This is a genomic window from Streptomyces sp. NPDC101393, assembly GCF_044767385.1.
GTDB lineage: Bacteria > Actinomycetota > Actinomycetes > Streptomycetales > Streptomycetaceae > Streptomyces.
Genome location: NZ_JBIWNU010000006.1, coordinates 166,694 through 183,732 on the forward strand (window position 1 = coordinate 166,694; position 17,039 = coordinate 183,732).

General features: G+C 69.4%; 14 protein-coding genes and 1 pseudogene. 6 read left to right on the top strand and 9 right to left on the bottom strand.

What is annotated here, in order from left to right; genetic code table 11:
* Positions 1 to 32 precede the first annotated feature (32 nt).
* Positions 33 to 1,091 carry a 3-keto-5-aminohexanoate cleavage protein gene (locus tag ACIRQ7_RS20555; RefSeq protein ID WP_404264126.1) on the bottom strand — a complete coding sequence of 353 codons (1,059 nt, stop codon included), beginning with the start codon at positions 1,089 to 1,091 and terminating at the stop codon, positions 33 to 35.
* 384 nt (positions 1,092 to 1,475) lie between these two features.
* On the bottom strand, positions 1,476 to 2,498 hold the full coding sequence (locus ACIRQ7_RS20560) for an AraC family transcriptional regulator (protein WP_404264128.1): 1,023 nt from the start codon (positions 2,496 to 2,498) through the stop codon (positions 1,476 to 1,478).
* 312 nt (positions 2,499 to 2,810) lie between these two features.
* Here ACIRQ7_RS20560 and ACIRQ7_RS20565 point away from each other — a divergent pair, with 312 nt between their 5' ends.
* Positions 2,811 to 4,322 carry a cryptochrome/photolyase family protein gene (locus ACIRQ7_RS20565; protein WP_404264130.1) on the top strand — a complete coding sequence of 504 codons (1,512 nt, stop codon included), beginning with the start codon at positions 2,811 to 2,813 and terminating at the stop codon, positions 4,320 to 4,322.
* A gap of 392 nt (positions 4,323 to 4,714) precedes the next feature.
* Here ACIRQ7_RS20565 and ACIRQ7_RS20570 read toward each other — a convergent pair whose 3' ends face one another.
* From ACIRQ7_RS20570 to aceA, 3 genes are all read right to left on the bottom strand, one after another.
* Entirely contained in the window at positions 4,715 to 5,596 is an 882-nt protein-coding gene (locus ACIRQ7_RS20570) for a 3-hydroxybutyryl-CoA dehydrogenase (RefSeq protein WP_404264132.1), read from the bottom strand.
* Complete coding sequence (aceB, locus tag ACIRQ7_RS20575) at positions 5,593 to 7,185, bottom strand: malate synthase A (protein ID WP_404264134.1); 1,593 nt, start codon at positions 7,183 to 7,185, stop codon at positions 5,593 to 5,595. The genes ACIRQ7_RS20570 and aceB overlap by 4 nt, the downstream gene beginning before the upstream one ends.
* A 165-nt stretch (positions 7,186 to 7,350) precedes the next feature.
* The gene (gene aceA, locus ACIRQ7_RS20580) at positions 7,351 to 8,634 is read right to left on the bottom strand and encodes an isocitrate lyase (protein ID WP_404264136.1); all 1,284 of its coding nucleotides are present in this window, start codon (positions 8,632 to 8,634) and stop codon (positions 7,351 to 7,353) included.
* A 756-nt stretch (positions 8,635 to 9,390) separates the two neighbouring features.
* On the opposite strand from aceA, the gene ACIRQ7_RS20585 reads away from it, so the two are divergent.
* Positions 9,391 to 9,624 carry an acyl carrier protein gene (locus ACIRQ7_RS20585; RefSeq protein ID WP_401471171.1) on the top strand — a complete coding sequence of 78 codons (234 nt, stop codon included), beginning with the start codon at positions 9,391 to 9,393 and terminating at the stop codon, positions 9,622 to 9,624.
* Between the two features lie 1,124 nt (positions 9,625 to 10,748).
* Here the strand turns inward: ACIRQ7_RS20585 and ACIRQ7_RS20590 are convergent.
* Together ACIRQ7_RS20590 and ACIRQ7_RS20595 are read right to left on the bottom strand one after the other, a co-directional pair.
* A pseudogene (locus ACIRQ7_RS20590) lies at positions 10,749 to 10,976 on the bottom strand (chaplin); the annotation flags it as partial.
* Positions 10,977 to 11,566: 590 nt separating this feature from the next.
* Positions 11,567 to 11,749: a hypothetical protein gene (locus ACIRQ7_RS20595; protein ID WP_404264139.1), complete on the bottom strand. Its 183-nt coding sequence runs from the start codon at positions 11,747 to 11,749 to the stop codon at positions 11,567 to 11,569.
* A gap of 658 nt (positions 11,750 to 12,407) precedes the next feature.
* Here ACIRQ7_RS20595 and ACIRQ7_RS20600 point away from each other — a divergent pair.
* Positions 12,408 to 12,689 carry a hypothetical protein gene (locus ACIRQ7_RS20600; RefSeq protein WP_401471165.1) on the top strand — a complete coding sequence of 94 codons (282 nt, stop codon included), beginning with the start codon at positions 12,408 to 12,410 and terminating at the stop codon, positions 12,687 to 12,689.
* A 1,077-nt stretch (positions 12,690 to 13,766) separates the two neighbouring features.
* On the opposite strand, the gene ACIRQ7_RS20605 is transcribed toward ACIRQ7_RS20600, so the two are convergent.
* Together ACIRQ7_RS20605 and ACIRQ7_RS20610 are read right to left on the bottom strand one after the other, a co-directional pair.
* Positions 13,767 to 14,114, bottom strand: a complete 348-nt coding sequence (locus ACIRQ7_RS20605) for a hypothetical protein (protein WP_401471162.1) — start codon at positions 14,112 to 14,114, stop codon at positions 13,767 to 13,769.
* Between the two features lie 127 nt (positions 14,115 to 14,241).
* Positions 14,242 to 14,829 (bottom strand): hypothetical protein, encoded by a 588-nt coding sequence (locus tag ACIRQ7_RS20610; protein WP_404264142.1) that lies wholly within the window; start codon positions 14,827 to 14,829, stop codon positions 14,242 to 14,244.
* 761 nt (positions 14,830 to 15,590) lie between these two features.
* Here ACIRQ7_RS20610 and ACIRQ7_RS20615 point away from each other — a divergent pair.
* The 3 genes from ACIRQ7_RS20615 to ACIRQ7_RS20625 all read left to right on the top strand — a co-directional run bounded on the left by ACIRQ7_RS20615 (position 15,591) and on the right by ACIRQ7_RS20625 (position 16,896).
* Positions 15,591 to 15,836: a hypothetical protein gene (locus ACIRQ7_RS20615; protein WP_401471156.1), complete on the top strand. Its 246-nt coding sequence runs from the start codon at positions 15,591 to 15,593 to the stop codon at positions 15,834 to 15,836.
* 321 nt (positions 15,837 to 16,157) lie between these two features.
* Positions 16,158 to 16,439, top strand: a complete 282-nt coding sequence (locus ACIRQ7_RS20620; RefSeq protein WP_401471153.1) for a hypothetical protein — start codon at positions 16,158 to 16,160, stop codon at positions 16,437 to 16,439.
* A gap of 130 nt (positions 16,440 to 16,569) precedes the next feature.
* Complete coding sequence (locus ACIRQ7_RS20625) at positions 16,570 to 16,896, top strand: hypothetical protein (protein WP_401471150.1); 327 nt, start codon at positions 16,570 to 16,572, stop codon at positions 16,894 to 16,896.
* Positions 16,897 to 17,039: the final 143 nt, after the last annotated feature.

The following is a 17,039-nucleotide window of genomic DNA, read 5'->3' on the forward strand; positions in this document are numbered from 1 at the left end:
CGACAGCCGTCGTCTCTGTCAGGTCCGGCAGATCAGCTTTCGCGGGCGCCCAGCAGGAAGCCCCGCTGGCCGGGAAGGCGGTTCGGCACCATGCCGAGACGGGTCAGCGTCTCGTCGGTGTCCGCGTACCATTCGCCGATCCGGTAGATCTGCTTCGCCTCGGCGCCGGTCGCGATGTCGCGGCCGAGTACGCGGGCGAGCTGGACCGTCTGCTCGATCTGCTCGACGGAACTCATCCGCTGCCCCTTGTGACGCCACAGGTTGTCCTCGTTGCCCACGCGGACGTGCGCCCCCAGAGCGATACCGACCGCGTTCATCGGAGCCACCGCGCGCATGGACGCCTCGATGGTCAGGACGGCGCCGTCCGGGACGCGGCGCATGAACTCGACCAGGTCGGCGGGGTGCCGCCCCGCGAAACCGCCGCCGATCGCCACGTAGTTGAGCACCAGGGGGCCCCTGTGGACGCCCTTGCGGATCATCCGCTCCACCGTCTCCAGCTGCGCGGTGTGGGCGAGTTGGAAGTGCGGCTGAATGTCCTTGGCGCGCAGGCGCTTGAGGTGTTCCAGGTAGAAGTCCGGCGTGGCGTCGACGACCATGTCGCGGTACGCCTCGTATGTGGCGGGCTTGGCGATCGAGGTGCCCTCGATGTCCTCGTCGTCGAAGAGCTCGACGATGTTCATCTGGCTGGAGCCGATGGCGATGGTCACCTGGTCGGGCCGGGGCGTGATCTCCGCCAGCATGTGGCGGGTGTCGTAGCTGAGCCACTTGGCGTCGGCCCCCTCCTCCTCGGGGGCGAACGAGATCGAGCCGCCGATCTGCAGGACCATGTCCGGCACGGCCTCCCGCAGCCGGGACATCAGCTCGTTGAACATGGACATGCGCTTGGACCCGTGCCCGTCCAGCTCACGCACATGGATGTGCAGCACCGTGGCCCCGGCGTTGTAGCAGTCGACGGCCGCCTGGACGTGCTCGTCCATGGTGAGCGGAAGGTCGTCGGCGTCGCCCGGCAGCCACTCCGGACCGTAGGGCGCGGCCTGGATGACCAGCTTCTCCTGGTTCTCCGGGTACAGCGAGTCGTCGAGGAAATGCATGGGGTGCCTCCTTGCAAGGGCATGTGCGGGGACGGGGTGGGAGCGGGATCGGTGAAGGGGGCCGTCCGACGAGCCCGCCCGCGCGGGAATCAGCCGCCGTCGCCGCGCCGGCGGGAGGGGAACAGCAGCGGAGCGCAGCGAGGGCGTGCGGACGGGGCTCCGGAGCCCACCGCACGGCTCGGGACGAGTCCGGCGGGCCCCGGGAGGAACGGCAGGCCGCGGGCAGGATCCCTGCCCTTCCCGTGCGGCCGGCGTTCCCTCCAGCGATGCTTCGACGTTACGTCCGGGCAGGAGCCGGCGCTTTGCCCTGCGGGACACGTGACTTACCGCCTGGGGACACGCCGCCCGCCGAGGGCGAGCCGGCCGCCCGGGAGCGGTCGTGGTTCACCCCTGGGGCGAGTGCTGCGCGTCGCTCTGCCGGCTCCGCCACGCGCGCGGGCTGCAGCCGAACCGCTCCCGGAACCAGCGCGAGAAGGCGCTGGGCGCGGAGAAGCCCAGCAGCTGTGAGACGTCCGTCAGTGAGCGGTGCGGGTTGGCCACCAGTTGCTCCGCGAGCTGCGTGCGCGTCGCATGGACCAGGGAGGAGAACGTCTCACCCGAGTCGGCCAAGTGCCGGTGGACCGTTCTCCGGTCGACGCTGAGACTCCGTGCCACCTGGTCGATGGAGCAACGTCCCGTCGGCAGAAGGACTTCGATCAGCTCGCGGACACGGCTGAGCACCGTCGTGTCACGCGCCTCCGAAACCGACTCGAAATAGGTCCGTGCGTAGGTGCGGAGCTGCGGATCGGAGAGCGGATTGACGGTGTTCAGATCGTTGGCGCCGAGCACAATCCCGTTGAATTCCTGATCGAACTCGACCACGGGGCCGAAGACGCGCCGGTGTGTGCGGAGGTCCGACGGAGCGGAGTGCACGAAGCACACGCACAGCGGCTGCCAGTGACGGCCGAGGAAGATGTGCAGAAGCTGGTGGGTCGCTCCCACCGCCAGCTCCGTGGCCTGCCGGACCGACATGGCCGCGGCGGGGTCCAGGACCGTCCTGATGGTGGCCAGATCGTTCGCCACGGAGAGCCGGTTGCTCAGCATCTCGTTGTACATGTGCTCGTATCTGACGAGCAGTTCGAGGGCGCTGCGGAGATTCGGTTCCTCACGTATGACGAGGCTGATCGGGCCGAGGCTCGATATGCGGCGGCGCTCGGCCAGGAGCAGGCCGAAGTCCTCGCGCCGGGAGGCGGCGGCCGACAGTTCGAGCAGCTCGGTCACGGAGGCGCCGGGGATCCACCGGTCCTGGATCGCGAGGCCCACCGGGTCCAGGCCCACGCGCTTCATCAGTGCACGCGGATCGAGCCCGAGCGACCGGCCCAGTTCGGCGTAGCCGGTCAGCGCAGCGTTGCGCACGAGGGGCTTCATGGCACTCCCTGACTCTGTCCCCAAGCGGCGAGCCGCCTGTCACGTCACCTCACGTCACGTACGGAGCGTGTGCGTGTGCGTGTGCCCCAGCGTTGCACCACCGCGCCGGGTTGCCCACCTCCACGGCCGCATCCGTGCACATGGGCAACCCGGCGCGGTGAGTGCGTCGCGACGAGGGCGACGCCCTGCGAAGCGAGGGTGTCCGGCGTGTGGAGGGTACGCCCGCCCTGTTGTGCGCTTTGATCTGCGGAGGGGAGGGTCGCGCCGCACGGTGCGATGGTCGGGGAGCAGATCGTCAATGGAGCGTTCGGCATGACCCAGGATGAGCCCGGCACCCCGCATTGGCTGTTCGGTGATCAGCTCGGCCCTCATTTCGTCGATCCGGCGCGGGGCGCTCCGCACCGGGATGCCCCGCTGCTGATGATCGAGGCTCGCAGCGTCTTGCGACGACGACGGTTCCATCGCGCCAAAGCGCACTTGGTCCTGTCCGCGATGCGCCATCGGGCCGCCGAGCTCGGTGACCGTGTGCGGTACGTCAAGGCGGACACCTATCGCGAGGGACTGCGCGAGGCGGTGGGAGACGGCCCGGTGACCGTGCACCACCCCACGTCCCATGCGGCCCACGCCTTGGTGCGCGCGCTGCCCTCCGTACGCGTGCTGCCGGCGCGCGGCTTTCTTGTGTCGCACGACGAGTTCAGGCAGTGGGCGGACGACCGGGGCACGAAACGCCTCCGCCAGGAGGACTTCTACCGATGGGTCCGCCGGACACACGACCTGCTGATGGAGGGCAGCCGGCCCGTCGGCGGCCGCTGGAATCTGGACCACGACAACCGGCAGCCCCCGCCCCGTGGCGTCACCGACCTGGGCGTTCCGGCGCCCTATCGCCCCCGGGAGAGCGACATCGACGCCCAGGTGCGGTCCGATCTCGACCGCTGGTCGCGTGACGGGGACGTCGAGTTCGTCGGCGAGGACGCACCACGCAGGTTCCCTGCCACGCGCCGGGAGGCACTCGCCGCGCTCCGCCGCTTCGTCGAGCGCCGCCTCGCCACGTTCGGGGCGTATGAGGACGCGGTGCTCGCCGGGGACGCGGCGATGAGCCACAGCCTGCTCTCCTCGTCGCTCAACCTCGGGCTGCTGGATCCCGCCGAATGCGTCGAACGGGCGGAGGCACGATGGCGCTCGGGCGATGTGCCGCTCAACAGTGCCGAGGGATTCGTGCGGCAGATCGCCGGATGGCGCGAGTTCGTCTGGCACGTCTACTGGTACTTCGGCACGCAGTACCGCGCGAGCAACGTTCTGCGTCACCACGCGCCCCTGCCCGATTGGTTCATGGAGCTGTCCGCGGAGGCGACCGGGGCGAACTGCCTCGCCCACGTCCTGGAGCAGGTCAGATCGACCGGCTGGACACACCACATTCCACGTCTGATGATCCTGGGCAATTTTGCCCTGCAACGAGGGTGGGAGCCCCGGGCCGTCACCGACTGGTTCCACCGCAGCTTCGTCGACGGCTACGACTGGGTCATGGTCCCGAACGTGGTGGGCATGTCGCAGTACGCGGACGGGGGCCGCATGACCACCAAGCCCTACACGTCCGGAGGCGCGTACATCGACCGGATGAGCGACCTCTGCGGCCCCTGCCGGTACAAGCCGTCCGTACGGGTCGGTGCGGACGCGTGCCCCTTCACCGCCGGGTACTGGAATCTCCTGCACCGTCACCGCGACCGGTTCGCACACAACGCACGGATGACGCAGGCGGTCCGGGGGCTGGACCGGCTCTCCGATCTCGAAGCGTTGCTGGAGCAGGAGCACGACCGCCGGGACTGAGACCCGTCGGCGCGAGGACCGGCCCCGTCCGGCGAGCAGCTCTTCGTACGGAACCAGTCCGGCCGCGTCGTCCTCCTCGGGTGGGGCTCCACGGCCGGGCGGACAGCACGAGCGTCAGCTGCAGGAGCTGCAGCTCCTGCAGGAGCTGCAGGAGCTGCCGGGGGTGCCGGATGGCCTCTGCCGGATGCCGCGGGACCGGGCGCCGTGGCGACGGCGACGCCGGCCGCCGTCGAGATCTGCCGACCCCTGCCGCCCGGCGGGAGCAGGGCAGATCACCCTGGCACAGACATGCCACGACACGGCCCGGCGCGGAACGGTATCGGTCACCCGTTCCGCGCCGCGTCCCGCGCACCTGCCGGAGCCCCTCAGCCCCGCCGGCGCTCCAGGGCCCCTCAGCCCTGGTCGTAGGTGTGGAACCCCCGCCCGGTCTTGCGGCCGAGCAGGCCCGCCTCCAGCATCCGCAGGAGCAGCGGCGGCGGCGCGTAGAGCGGTTCCTTGAACTCGTCGTAGAGGGACTGCGCGATGGATGCCACGGTGTCCAGCCCGATCAAGTCCGCGAGCTTCAAGGGGCCCATGGGGTGGGCGCAGCCCAGTTCCATGCCCGCGTCCACGTCGGCGGCGGTGGCGAAGCCCGACTCGGCCATCCGGATCGCCGAGAGCAGGTACGGGATGAGCAGGGCGTTGACGATGAAGCCGGCCCGGTCCTGGGACCGTACGACGGTTTTTGCCAGCGTGCCGGTGACGAATTCCTCGGCGGCGGCGACCGCTGCCGGCGCGGTGTGCAGGGAGGTGACGACCTCGACGAGCGGCAGCACCGGTACGGGGTTGAAGAAGTGCAGCCCCAGGACGCGGTCCGCGCGGCGGGTGGCCATGCCGAGCCGCATGACGGGGATGGCCGAGGTGTTGGTCGCCAGGATCGCCTCCTCGTCCTCGATGATCTTGTCGAGGGCGGCGAAGACCTCGGTTTTGGCCTCGGTGTTCTCGACGATGGCCTCGATGACGAGGTGGCGGTCGGCGAGGTCGTCGAGGCTGCCGGAGAACACCGTCCGGGTCAGGGCGTCCTCGGCCGAGATGCGGTCCAGTTTGCCGCGCTGGACGGCGCGTTCGAGGGAGACGGCCATCCGCTCGCGTGCGGCGCGTGCCGCGGTCGCGTCGGCCTCGCAGACGACGGTGTCGAGTCCGGCGCGGGCGCACACCTCGGCGATGCCCGCGCCCATCCGGCCGCCGCCGATGACTCCGACCCGCTGGATCGCGCTCTTCGGCGGGGTGCTCATGACGTGGCCCCGTCCTGCCGCACGAGGTGCCGGGCGTAGGCGTCCGGCGTGAAGAAGGCGGGCAACTCCCTTGCCAGGGCTGTCCGTTCGAACAATGCACGGACGTCCTCGACGCGCGCCCACGGGTACTCGGCGCCCAGGGCGGCGATCTCCTCATCGAGCAGACCCAGCACCGTGTCCCGGTCGACGACGCCGTGCCGCACCCACTGCCAGACCTGGGAACGGGCGATCTCGGCGGCCGCCGCGTCCTCCATCAGCCCCTCCAGTGCCACGGCGCCGGTGCCGCGCAGCCAGGCGTCGAAGTAGCGCAGCGCGAGCGCGATGTTGGCGCGCACGCCGTCCTCGGTGGGCGGTCCCGCGGTGCGCCGGACGGCGAGCAGTGCGTCGGCCGAGACCTCCACATCGTCGCGGGTGCGGTCGATCTGGTGGGGCCGCCCGCCCAGTACGCCGTCGAATATGTCGCGGCAGAAGGGGACGAGTCCGGGGTGGGCGACCCATGTTCCGTCGAAGCCGTCCTCGGCTTCGCGCTCCTTGTCGAGCCGCACCCGGGCCAGCGCGGCCCCCTCGGCCGGCGTGCCGTGGCTGGTGACATGAGCGGCCATACCGCCGATGGCGTGCGCGCCGCGCTTGTGGCAGGTGCGCACGAGCAGTTCGGTGTAGGCCCGCAGGAAGGGGGCCGTCATGGTGACCTTCGTCCGGTCCGGGAGCGAGAAGTCGGGGCGGTGCGCGAAGGTCTTGATCAGGCTGAAGAGGTAGTCCCAGCGGCCCGCGTTGAGCCCGGCACTGTGTTCGCGCAGCTCGTGGAGGATCTCCTCCATCTCGAAGGCCGCGGTCACCGTCTCGATCAGGACGGTGGCGCGGATGGTGCCCCGGGGGATGCCGAGCAGATCCTGAGCGAGGACGAACACGTCGTTCCACAGGCGGGCGTCGTAGGCGTTCTCGAGCTTGGGGAGGTAGAAGTACGGGCCGGAGCCGGCGTCGATCTGGCGCTGCGCGCAGTGGAAGAAGTACAGGCCGAAGTCGACGAGCGAGGCGGGAACGGGGCTGCCGTCCACGAGGAGGTGGTCTTCGGTCAGGTGCCAGCCGCGCGGGCGGACGACGATGGTCGCGAGCTGGTCTCCGAGCCGGTACTCCGTGCCGTCGGGTGCGGTGAAGTCGATGCGCCGCTCGATGGCGTCCAGCAGATTGAGCTGGCCACCGATGATGTTGTCCCAGGTGGGGGAGGTGGCGTCCTCGAAGTCGGCCAGCCACACCTGAGCCCCGGAGTTGAGCGCGTCGACTGTCGTCCGCCGCTCCGGCGGCCCCGTGATCTCCACCCGGCGATCGGCGAGACCGGGCGCCGGTGGTGCGACCCGCCAGTCCGGATCGGCACGGATGGCGGAGGTGGCCCGCGAGAAGTCGAGCGGCGAACCGGACGAGAGCCGAAGGGCGCGGCGCCGCCGCTCGGTGAGGACGTCGCGGTACCGGTCGGCGAAGGCATGGGCGAGGCAGCCGAGGAAATCAAGGGCGGCGGGGGTGAGGATCTCCTCGAAGCGCCGGCCCGGTGCGCCGAGCACCTGGACACGGCTGGTGAGTTCGGTGGTGGACATGCACATCTCCTCAACGGGCGGAGTGGAGCGGAGCGGTGAGGGCCGGACGGAGACGGTCGTCCGGTCCTCACCCGGACACGGGCCGGCTGGACGCACGCGCGCAGCCACGGGGCCGACAGCCGGGCGGAAACGGCGCCCGGATGCCCGGAGAGGACCGGGCGATCCCTAGTGGAACTGCTCTTCCTCGGTGGAGCCGGCCAGCGCGGTGGTGGACGACGCCGGGTTGAGGGCGGTGGAGACCTGGTCGAAGTAGCCGGTGCCGACCTCACGCTGGTGCTTGACGGCGGTGAAGCCGTGCTGCTGGGCCGCGAACTCCCGCTCCTGGAGATCGACGTAGGCGGTCATGCCGTGCTCGGCGTAGCCGCGCGCCAGGTCGAACATGCCGTGGTTGAGGGAGTGGAATCCGGCGAGGGTGATGAACTGGAAGCGGTAGCCCATCGCCGCCAGTTCGCGCTGGAACTTGGCGATCTGGTCGTCGTCGAGGGCGGCCTTCCAGTTGAAGGACGGGGAGCAGTTGTAGGCGAGCATCTGGCCGGGGTGCTCGGCGTGGATCGCCTCGGCGAACTCCCGCGCCTGCGCCAGGTCCGGCGTCCCGGTCTCCACCCAGATGAGGTCCGCGTACGGCGCGTAGGCGAGACCGCGGGCGATGACCGGCGCCATGCCGTTCTGCACGCGGTAGAAGCCCTCCGCCGTGCGCTCGCCGGTCACGAACTCGGCGTCACGCTCGTCGACATCGCTGGTGAGGAGGTTGGCGGCCAGCGCGTCCGTACGGGCGACGATCAGCGTCGGCACATCGGCGATGTCGGCGGCCAGACGGGCGGCGTTGAGGGTGCGGACGTGCTGGCCGGTCGGCACGAGGACCTTGCCGCCGAGGTGGCCGCACTTCTTCTCCGAGGCGAGCTGGTCCTCGTAGTGGATGCCGGCCGCACCGGCCGCGATCATCGCCTTGGTCAGCTCGAAGGCGTTGAGCGGCCCGCCGAAGCCGGCCTCGGCGTCGGCGACGATCGGTGCGAGCCAGTCCGTGGTGTCCGATCCGCCCTCGGCGGTGGCGATCTGGTCGGCGCGCAGCAGCGCGTTATTGATCCGGCGGACCACCTGCGGAACGGAGTTGGCGGGGTACAGGCTCTGGTCGGGGTAGGTGTGGCCGGCCTGGTTGGCGTCGGCCGCGACCTGCCAGCCGGACAGGTAGATGGCCTGCAGCCCGGCCTTGACCTGCTGCACGGCCTGACCGCCGGTCAGCGCGCCGAGGGCATGGATGTAGTCCAGCTCGTGCAGCTGCCGCCACAGCCGCTCGGCACCGCGCCGGGCCAGTGTGTGCTCCTCACGGACACTGCCCGACAGCCGGACCACGTCCTCGGCCGTGTAGGTGCGCTCGATGCCCTTCCAGCGGGCGTCGGTCGCCCACCGCTGCGCCAGTTCTGCGGCCGTCGTTGTGCTTGCCTGTGCCATGACCGTCTCCCGGGTCTGCCTGTGTCTTCAAAGTTTGCGAACATGGCACTGGGTGCCTGTTCTGGTGAGGCCCGCCGGAGGTCCCTGCGCGATCAAAGGTGAGCAATGTTGCGCGGACTTCCGCGCGGAACGGCCGGTGTCTCCGACGTCAGGGCGTGAATCGTGCCCGGTGTCCCGCTACGGTCGCCGGTTCCGGCGGGCCGTACTCAGACTTTGGCAGCGGCACTGAGTGCCATCAACCGTGGCTGCGTGCCACGTTCTGCAAATCTTCGCACCCGTATTTGCCAAGCTTGCGAAGGTTCACGCTGCCCCTCCGCTACGCACGACCTCCGGGGCGGACATCCGGGAGTGAGCGCTGACCATGGTGAGCGAGCAAGACCTCTGCCGGGCCCGCCGGCCACGGCTTCGCACGAACCGCGCCTGAGCCGGGCGCCCCTGTCCCGCACGTATGCCGGAGATCTCGCCCAGCCACCAGAGCCAGAGGAAACACGCCCCCAGCCGCCGACCCTCCCTATCGAATTCGAGGACACCGACCCCCAACTCGAACTCCTCGCCTCTCCCCTCCGCCTCGCTCGCGCACACGGTGAACTGCCGGAACAATGGGGCCGCATACATTCCGCGCGGCACCGGGCCATCTCCGCGCCATCAGAACACCGACACTCATCACTCCATTGGGCCCCGAAGTTGGGGAGTATTCGGAACCCAGGCGTATAAGGGGAGTTGGCAGCACGCCTACGAACAGCGGAGGAGCTCCACGTGAATACGTCAGAAGTTGTCAACGACCTGCTGGTCCGGCAATTCGGAGTGGCGGAGGCCGAGATCCGGTACGAGACCCCGCTGCGGAATCTGCGAATGGACTCCCTGGCGCTGGAGGAACTGCGCGTGCTCATCGAGGACCGCCTGGACGTCGACCTCGAAGAGGTGCCGCTGACCTCTCGGGACACCGTGGGCACACTGGTATCCGCCGTCGACGGCAAAGTCGCCGTGTGACGGGAAGGCGCCTGGCGACTGCCGAGAACCGAAGTCCGCTCGGTATCCCGTCGCCCAGGGCCGCGAGCCGGGGGAGAGGCACGAGAGGAACTCGCCGAACTCCCCGATGACTTCCGCCTGAGTTCCTACGTCCGGTCGCCGGCCCGGACCCCGATGCGGTACCGGGGCCCGGGCCGGCGGCATAGGGACCGCTGGTACCCACCGTCGGTACGTGCGCGCGGTGATAAGTGAGCGGCCTTCGGGCGTCGGCGGCGTCCTTCAAGTAGCCCGCCGAAAAGGCATATTGGATGCGATGCAGCCGACGCGCATTCCGGTAAACGGCGGAGCAGCGAAGAGCGATCCGGTCGCATACGCGGCCCCGGGCCCGCAGGGCACGGCGCCGCTCAGGCATCGCCTCAATGTCCGCGATAGCGGAGGGCCATTCGTATTCCGCAGGCCGGGTGTTCGCAAGTGCCGGCAGCGACGCGACATTCCGCCGCGTCGAACCCGGCGTCCGTGCCGAGCACATCGAACCACGTAGCCCGACCCGCTCATTCCCCGGGAACTCAGCCCGCGATATGCGCCTGCCACCACACGGTGTCGGCAGTGCGCTGCGAGAACGCACAAGTGCGGTGACATCGGCAGGCCGTTGTCACCGCACAGGTGGCGTGGGGAAATCCAGTACACCGCGGGGAACGCGAGGCCGACGGGCCGAGAAGGCCGTGGCGCCTCGGTGGCCAGGTCGGGTGGGGCCACCGAGGCCGCCCCGCCGACGCCACCGCCCCACCGGGGTGTGCCACCGTCAGCACAGAGCGGGACACACCACGCTGCGCGGTGTGTCCCGTCCGGTCCGCCCCCGCTGACGGCGGACGGCTACTGCCTCTTACTCAGTTGCGAACCGCCGCGCGGCGACCCCTGCGGAAGAGCAGGGTGCCACCCACCAGGAGTCCGGCGCTGGCCGCGATCGCCATGCCGGTCTCCGCCCCACCGGTGTGCGCCAGCTGGGGGCGAGCCGGGGCCTTGGGGGCGACGACGGGAGCCGCCTGCGCACGGTGGTGCATCGGCGTCTTGATGTGGCGCTGCTCCGGCTTGTGCTCCTTCACGACAGCACGGTGGTGGGCCTTCGGGTGCGGCAGCGGCTTGTCGTTGCTGCACTTGTTGCCGAACGCGGGGTTGAGCGCGCCGACCACATCCACCGTGTTGCCGCACGCGTTGACCGGGATGTGAACGGGTACCTGGACCTGGTTGCCGGACAGGACGCCGGGAGACCCGACGGCATTCCCGTGGGCATCGGCGTCGGCAACGGACGTGCCCGCGCCTGCGAGCAGCAGGCCGCCGGTGGCAACCGAAGCGGCGATGACCTTTTTGATCACGTGAGTCCTCCTTGACGGTGCGGTCCCATTCGTGGGCCGCACAAGCCACAACGAGCCCGGAGGAGGAAAGCTATGAATCCGGCATTTCGATCACTCTTTCGGCTTGATACACGGCCTTACTGGGCCGAAGAGTGACGCTAAGTCCGTTTTTATGGAGAGATGAATTCAGTGATGATCGCTTCGGGAATTTCGGGGCAGGATGAGGCCTCGACCGGCCGGCCTGCGGGCGGCGATCCGACGCGAGAACCGGACCACCGCGCGGCCTGACGCCGGCTCAGAAGCCGACCGCGGCGCGTTCACCGAAAGGTCCGGCGCACTCGTGTAGAGCCGAGACCGAACTCCGCACACGGTCACGCCAGGCGGAGGCGTCACGTCGACTCGCCGTCCGGGCGGGGGGCACCCCTGTCCGGAGGGGTGCCCCCCGCGAACCCCTCCCCAAGGACACGTCCTCGCGGGTCCCACTCCGGACCACTGCCACGCGCCGTTGTGCCGGCGCACGCGAAGGTGCCGGACCACCAGCCGGACATCGGCAAACGCAGCCGGTGTCCGGCCCGGTAACCGGCGTCCTGGCCGGGAGGGAAAGACGGACCTCAGCCGAGCAGCGCCTTCAGCGGCAGCTGGCCAACCGTCAGGGGGCCGACGTCGGAGGCGGCCTTCACGGGCTCGCCCAGGACTCCGGCGATACCCGTGTCGGGAGCATCGGCGTGGGCGGGGACGGCAAGGGCCCCGGCCAGAGCGAGGGCTCCGAGAAGGGTGGCGAGTGTGCGGCGCATGGCGGCTCCTGCTTTCTTGTGTAACGGCGGCGTTCTGTTGGCGCGCTCACCCTTCCACCCCTGCACGGCGGGCTCCGTTACCCGCGCAAAGCGGTCACCTGATTGCGCGACGGCGACCCCAAAGGCGCTACGCCATCTGTGCGGCTGCGTCCTGGATGCAGGGCGGACGACCGGGCGGGGCGGGTGGTGTGACAGCGGTATCCCGGCGCTGTGAACTTCCCTCAAAATTCCCGTAGTTCGGTGAAATCGACGCGCCCCGCGCGGTGTCATCAGGGTCGGGAAAGCCGAGATCCGCGGGGTCACCGAGAGCTCTCCCGCTGCGGCTCTCGGCACCGCCACAGGAGGTCGCGCGCGACGCGGCGGCTCCATCGTCCGTATGGCGAGCAGGCACTGACGACCCGTCGGCCCGGCCCTCGCAGGGCAATGGTTCCAACAAGTCGGTGACGTGCGGCCGAACAGGTGGAGCACAACGCGGCTTCCGTACTTCGTCCGGCCTGCGGATACCCCTGAACTGCCCCGCGAGCTGGGAAAATGCAAATTCTCCATTTTACAACCCGGCGCGTCGTTGCGCGACTTCAAGGACATTTCGTATTAGCCTTCCTAAATGTACGAAGTCAGTACATCCAAGAACGCACCCGCTCAATCCATCGGAGAAGAAATGCGCAAGCTTCACAAGGCTGTTGCCGTGGCCGCCTTCCTCGGCAGCGTCAGCCTCCTCGGCGTCGGCACTGCGTACGCCGACGGCGAGCCGGGCGGCGGCCGGTTCGACATCAAGCAGAGTGCCTCGTGCACGTCGCACGACACCAACCTCGACGTCCTCGGCGAGGTCGGTATCGCGAACGGCCTGGGCGGCAACCTGCTCAACGGTGAGGGCTCGCCGGGTGCGCAGTCCACCAAGCTCGGCTCGACCATGGGCTGCAACAACAGCGCATTCAAGTAAACCGAACGGGTTCCGGCGTCCGAGCCACATGGCCGGGCGCCGGACCTCTTTATGACTCCGTCCGGGCTGCAATCGGGGTCGAGGGCTGCTGAAGCGGCTTCTCGGCGCAGCCCGGTCGGCACGTCGGCGAGGGCCCCGCTGGTGAAGTACCCGGGAGAAGCCACCGTCTCCCGAGTGACAGCAGGGCCTTCCGCCGACCAGGCGCCGCGACGCGCCAATGATGCACCGTCAGCAACGCACGCAGGGAATCCGCCTAGGTGTTCTCCACGGGCACCCTTCAGGCGCAGCGACAGCGGCAAGAGCCCCGGCGTCCGGACCCGCCGCGGCCGACGAACGCGAAATGCGGCAAGTCTTCCCGCTCGCCCCCAGCCCGCCGGATTCCCGGCCGGAAGACCTCCGGGGCCGAGCCCCCGTTCCTGTGGCCGATGACCTCGAAGTCGCGAAGTCGCGAAGAGGGGAAAGCCTCGGAGCGCTTGTCCGACGCCCTGGCGCGGACGGTTCCCAAGCCGGAGTCTTGGCCCGACGGATCCGAAGCGGTCTGAAGCTCTTCGGCGAGGTGGGGCGCCCCGCCGGACGAGACTGCATAGAGACGACAAGCGTTGGCCGTTCGAGGCCGCGCCACGCCGCGCCCCGTCGTCTGTCGACGCGTCTCGACGAGCGCGTCCCAGGACCTGGCCACCGCCACAGTCGACCGGAGCCTCCGCCATGCTCGCGTGGTGGCTACCCCAGCACGGACCCTGCGGCAGGGCCGGCCGGTACGCCTACCGTGCGAAAGCGCCGGGATGCCCTGGGGCAGCTGATGCGAGGCGACCGGGCTGCGGCACCGCGGATTCGGCAGGGCGGGCGCGTTGGTGAGCCTCTGTCCGCCGCTCCTGCGCCATGCGGACCACACACGCAATGGCGTAAGTGAGGCGTGGCCGGCGGCAACCTTCCGTGCGGGCGTACGCGGCTCTGGAGCAGAAGGTCGCAGCGGCGCTGATGCTCGGTGAAGCCACCCGTGCGTCGGATCTGCTCCACTCATCAACAGCAGGGCCGGGCTCGGGGTCCAACCCCGGCCCGGCCATCAACGCGTGTGGCTCACAACTCGATGTGAGGCCGCTTGAAGCCCTTGATCGGCGGCACCTTGTTGGAGCAGTTCATTTCGGGGCCGATCTTCGTGGTGCCCCTGTTCAGCAGGCCGGCTTCGGGCCACTCCACGCGCTGCCGGGAGTCCGTCGAGCACTTCTGGCTCTGCTTGACGACGACCTTGCCGCCCTTGGTGGTGTAGACGGTCTCGCTCTTGTGCGCGCAGACCTTGCTGCCCGGGACTCCGCGGCTGCAGTGCCCCTTGGTGTCCGCGGCGTACGTCTGAGGGGCAACTGCACCGGTCACGGCAAGGCCGCCCAGAAGCGCCGTGACAGCTGCGATCTTCTTCCGACTGAACATGAACTGCGTTCCTTTGCGATCGATGCCCTGGCGCGATGGCCGGCAACCGGCCCTCGCCCGGGCGGAGAAATGCCGAAACGGGCCCTGGTGTCCGAGCCAATGGCTCGGACACCAGGGCCCATCCCCGTTACTTGCGAAGGGCGGCGTTGTTGCAGCCCATGCGCGAGCCCTGGTGGGTGAGCTGCTTGCCCGGGGAGCCCTCGCCGTTGAGCGCGTTGCCCAGCACGCCGTTCAACAGCCCGGCCTGGCCGAGGATGTTGATGTTCAGGTCGTGCGACCTGCACTGGGTGTGCTGCGCGACACCGACGTCACGGTGGCCGCCCGAGGCGGCCTGCGGCGCGGCTGCCTGCGGCGCGGCCTGCGGAGCCGGAGCCTGCTGTGCCGCCTGCGGGGCCGGGGCCTGCGGTGCGGCCTGCGGCGCGGGGGCCTGCGGTGCGGCCTGCGGAGCCGGAGCCTGCTGAGCCGCTTGCGGAGCCGGCGCCGGAGCCTGAGCCTGCGGCGCGGCCTGCGGAGCCGGAGCTGCCTGCGGAGCCGCCTGCGGGGCGGCCTGCGGAGCACCGCCCTGCGCAACGGCCCCCGCTGCGGACTGCGAAACGGCCCAAGCACTGGCCTGCGGGCCGGAACCGTACCCGTCAGCGAGGCTCACGCCGGCACTGAGGGTGGACAGACAGCCGACCGCTGCCGTGATGATGGCGACGCGTTGTAGTTTGCCCATGGAACCCTGATCCTTCGCTGCGAACGGATAACGACGGTGTGTGCAACTACTGAGTGTGAGTTTATGCACACTAAAAGTAGTTATCTTGGATTGCGCTCTGCCGTGCACCTCGTGTCGGGCGCGTGGAAGGGCCTTCTCCCGCAGACCCGCGGCGGCACCCACTGCGGCGCACTCCAGGCCTCCTTGAATCGAGCTTGAAGCGAGGGGAGGCCTCGTCACTCTCCCGTCGCGCCGGCAGGCGCCCATGAGATCCCGCCGCGAACGGATTCGCCGCTCCCTCTCTGGGAACGAGGCCTCCCCCTGGTCGAGTCACGGGAGTTGACGCGCAGTCACCCGTTTGCCGCAGGTGTGAGATGGCTGTAGTGACGGTCGGACGTCACCTTCTGGTCGAAGTCGCTGCGGGGCGCGTGCGCGGTGGCCGCGCACCGCTCGCGTGCGGACGGTCCGTCAGGTGGCTTTATGTGCGCGCCTGGTGGCCGCGCTTCGAGCCATGCCACCCGGGGGTGCGGGGGTGCCGCCGATGTGACTGCTTCGGGGGCCGTCGACCCTTTCGCCCCCTCTTGCGTGCCCCCGACCGCTCGGATTCGTTGGGTGGTCGAGCGCCATCAGAGGTGACGTCAGGGGCTCGCGAAAGGTGCCTACCGTGAACGGACATAGGGTGCGCATCGGAGTGGAACGCCCCGCGTGACTACTGCTAGTGTCCGCACGATCACACCTGGCAATCAGGTGTCCATGCAAGGTAACGAAGGGCCGAGGGTTCCATGCGCAAGCTTCAGCAGGTCGCGCTCATCGCAGCAGCGGCCGGCGGTCTGTCCGCCATCGGCGTCGGTGTCGGCACCGCGTCTGCCCACGATGCTGCCGGGCCGCGGGCGAATGACGTGTTCCGTCCGTACCAGGAGTGCAGCCCGCAGACGGTAGTTGAGAACAACCTCCCGGTCGGCGTTCTCGCCGTTCCCCAGACGTGGGGCACCACCTGCGGTCAGTTCAACCACGCCTTCACCCGCTAGGGCCGCCGGGGCAGCCGCCCCCGACGCTCGTCGCGGGTCCTTCGGGGGTGACGATCCCCCCGGAGGACCCGTTGGTGTTGTGCCATGGCCGAATGGGTTGCCGCGCGCGATCGGTCGAACGGGTGATTCACCGCGGACGGCTGAGGCTGTTGCGGCCCAATGCCTGCCGGGCGCAGGGCTGTTCATGGGTGGCCGTGACTTCGGCCCGGTCGGAGTGCTCGGCGCGTCGCTCGGCAATTGCGGGAGAATGTCGCATTAGCCTCCGCAACTGCACGAACTCGATCAAGCACTGATCGTGACTGCGTAACTCTCGGAGGAGAAATGCACAAGCTTCACAAGGCCGCTGTCGTGGCCGTTGCTCTCGGCAGCCTCGGCTTCCTCGGTGCCGGCTCTGCCTACGCCGGTGACGGGCCTCGTCACTACGGTATCGGTCAGTCCGCCAGCTGCAAGTCGCACGACCTGAACGTGGACGTTCTGGGTGAGGTCGGCGTTCTCAACGGCGTGTTGGGCAACGCGCTCAACGGCGAGGGCTCCCCGGGCGCCCAGGACACCAAGCCGATCGGCTCGAGCATGGGCTGCAGCAACAGCGCCTTCAGCAAGTAACGGGATAGGTCCTGGTGCCCGAGCCGCAGGCTCGGGCACCAGGCCTGTTTCTCGGCATTCTTCAGCCCTTGGGCGAGGGCCGGTTCGCGGTCAGGGTGCCCCGGGTATCGATCACAAAGGAACGCAGCACATGTTCAGTCCGAAGAAGATCGCAGCCGTCACGGCCCTCCTCGGCGGCCTCGCCGTGACCGGCGCAATCGCCCCTCAGGCGTACGCCGCAGAAGGCGCGAGCCTCTGCGCGCAAGGAGTGCAGGGCAGTGCCATGTGCCCCTCGGGGAACACCAACTACACGAGCGACGACGGTACGTACAACATCCACCAGTCGCAGAACTGCATGCCGACGAGGCCCCTGACGCTGCCCGGACGAGGCCTGCTGAACCCGGGAAGCACGCAGCTCGGCCCGGCCCTGACCTGCTCCAACTCGGCGCCGGGCTCCGAACAGCGCCCCGCGCTTTGAGCTCAGAGGCGAGTGTGCGCGGCTCTTCGGCGGGTCCGGGACGGGTGGCCTGAGCGGCGCCCCAAGGCCTGTAGGAAACGCGCTCCATCGGTGGATGGCCGGACCGGAATGATCGAGGTCCGGCCATCCACCGTTTGGCCTGC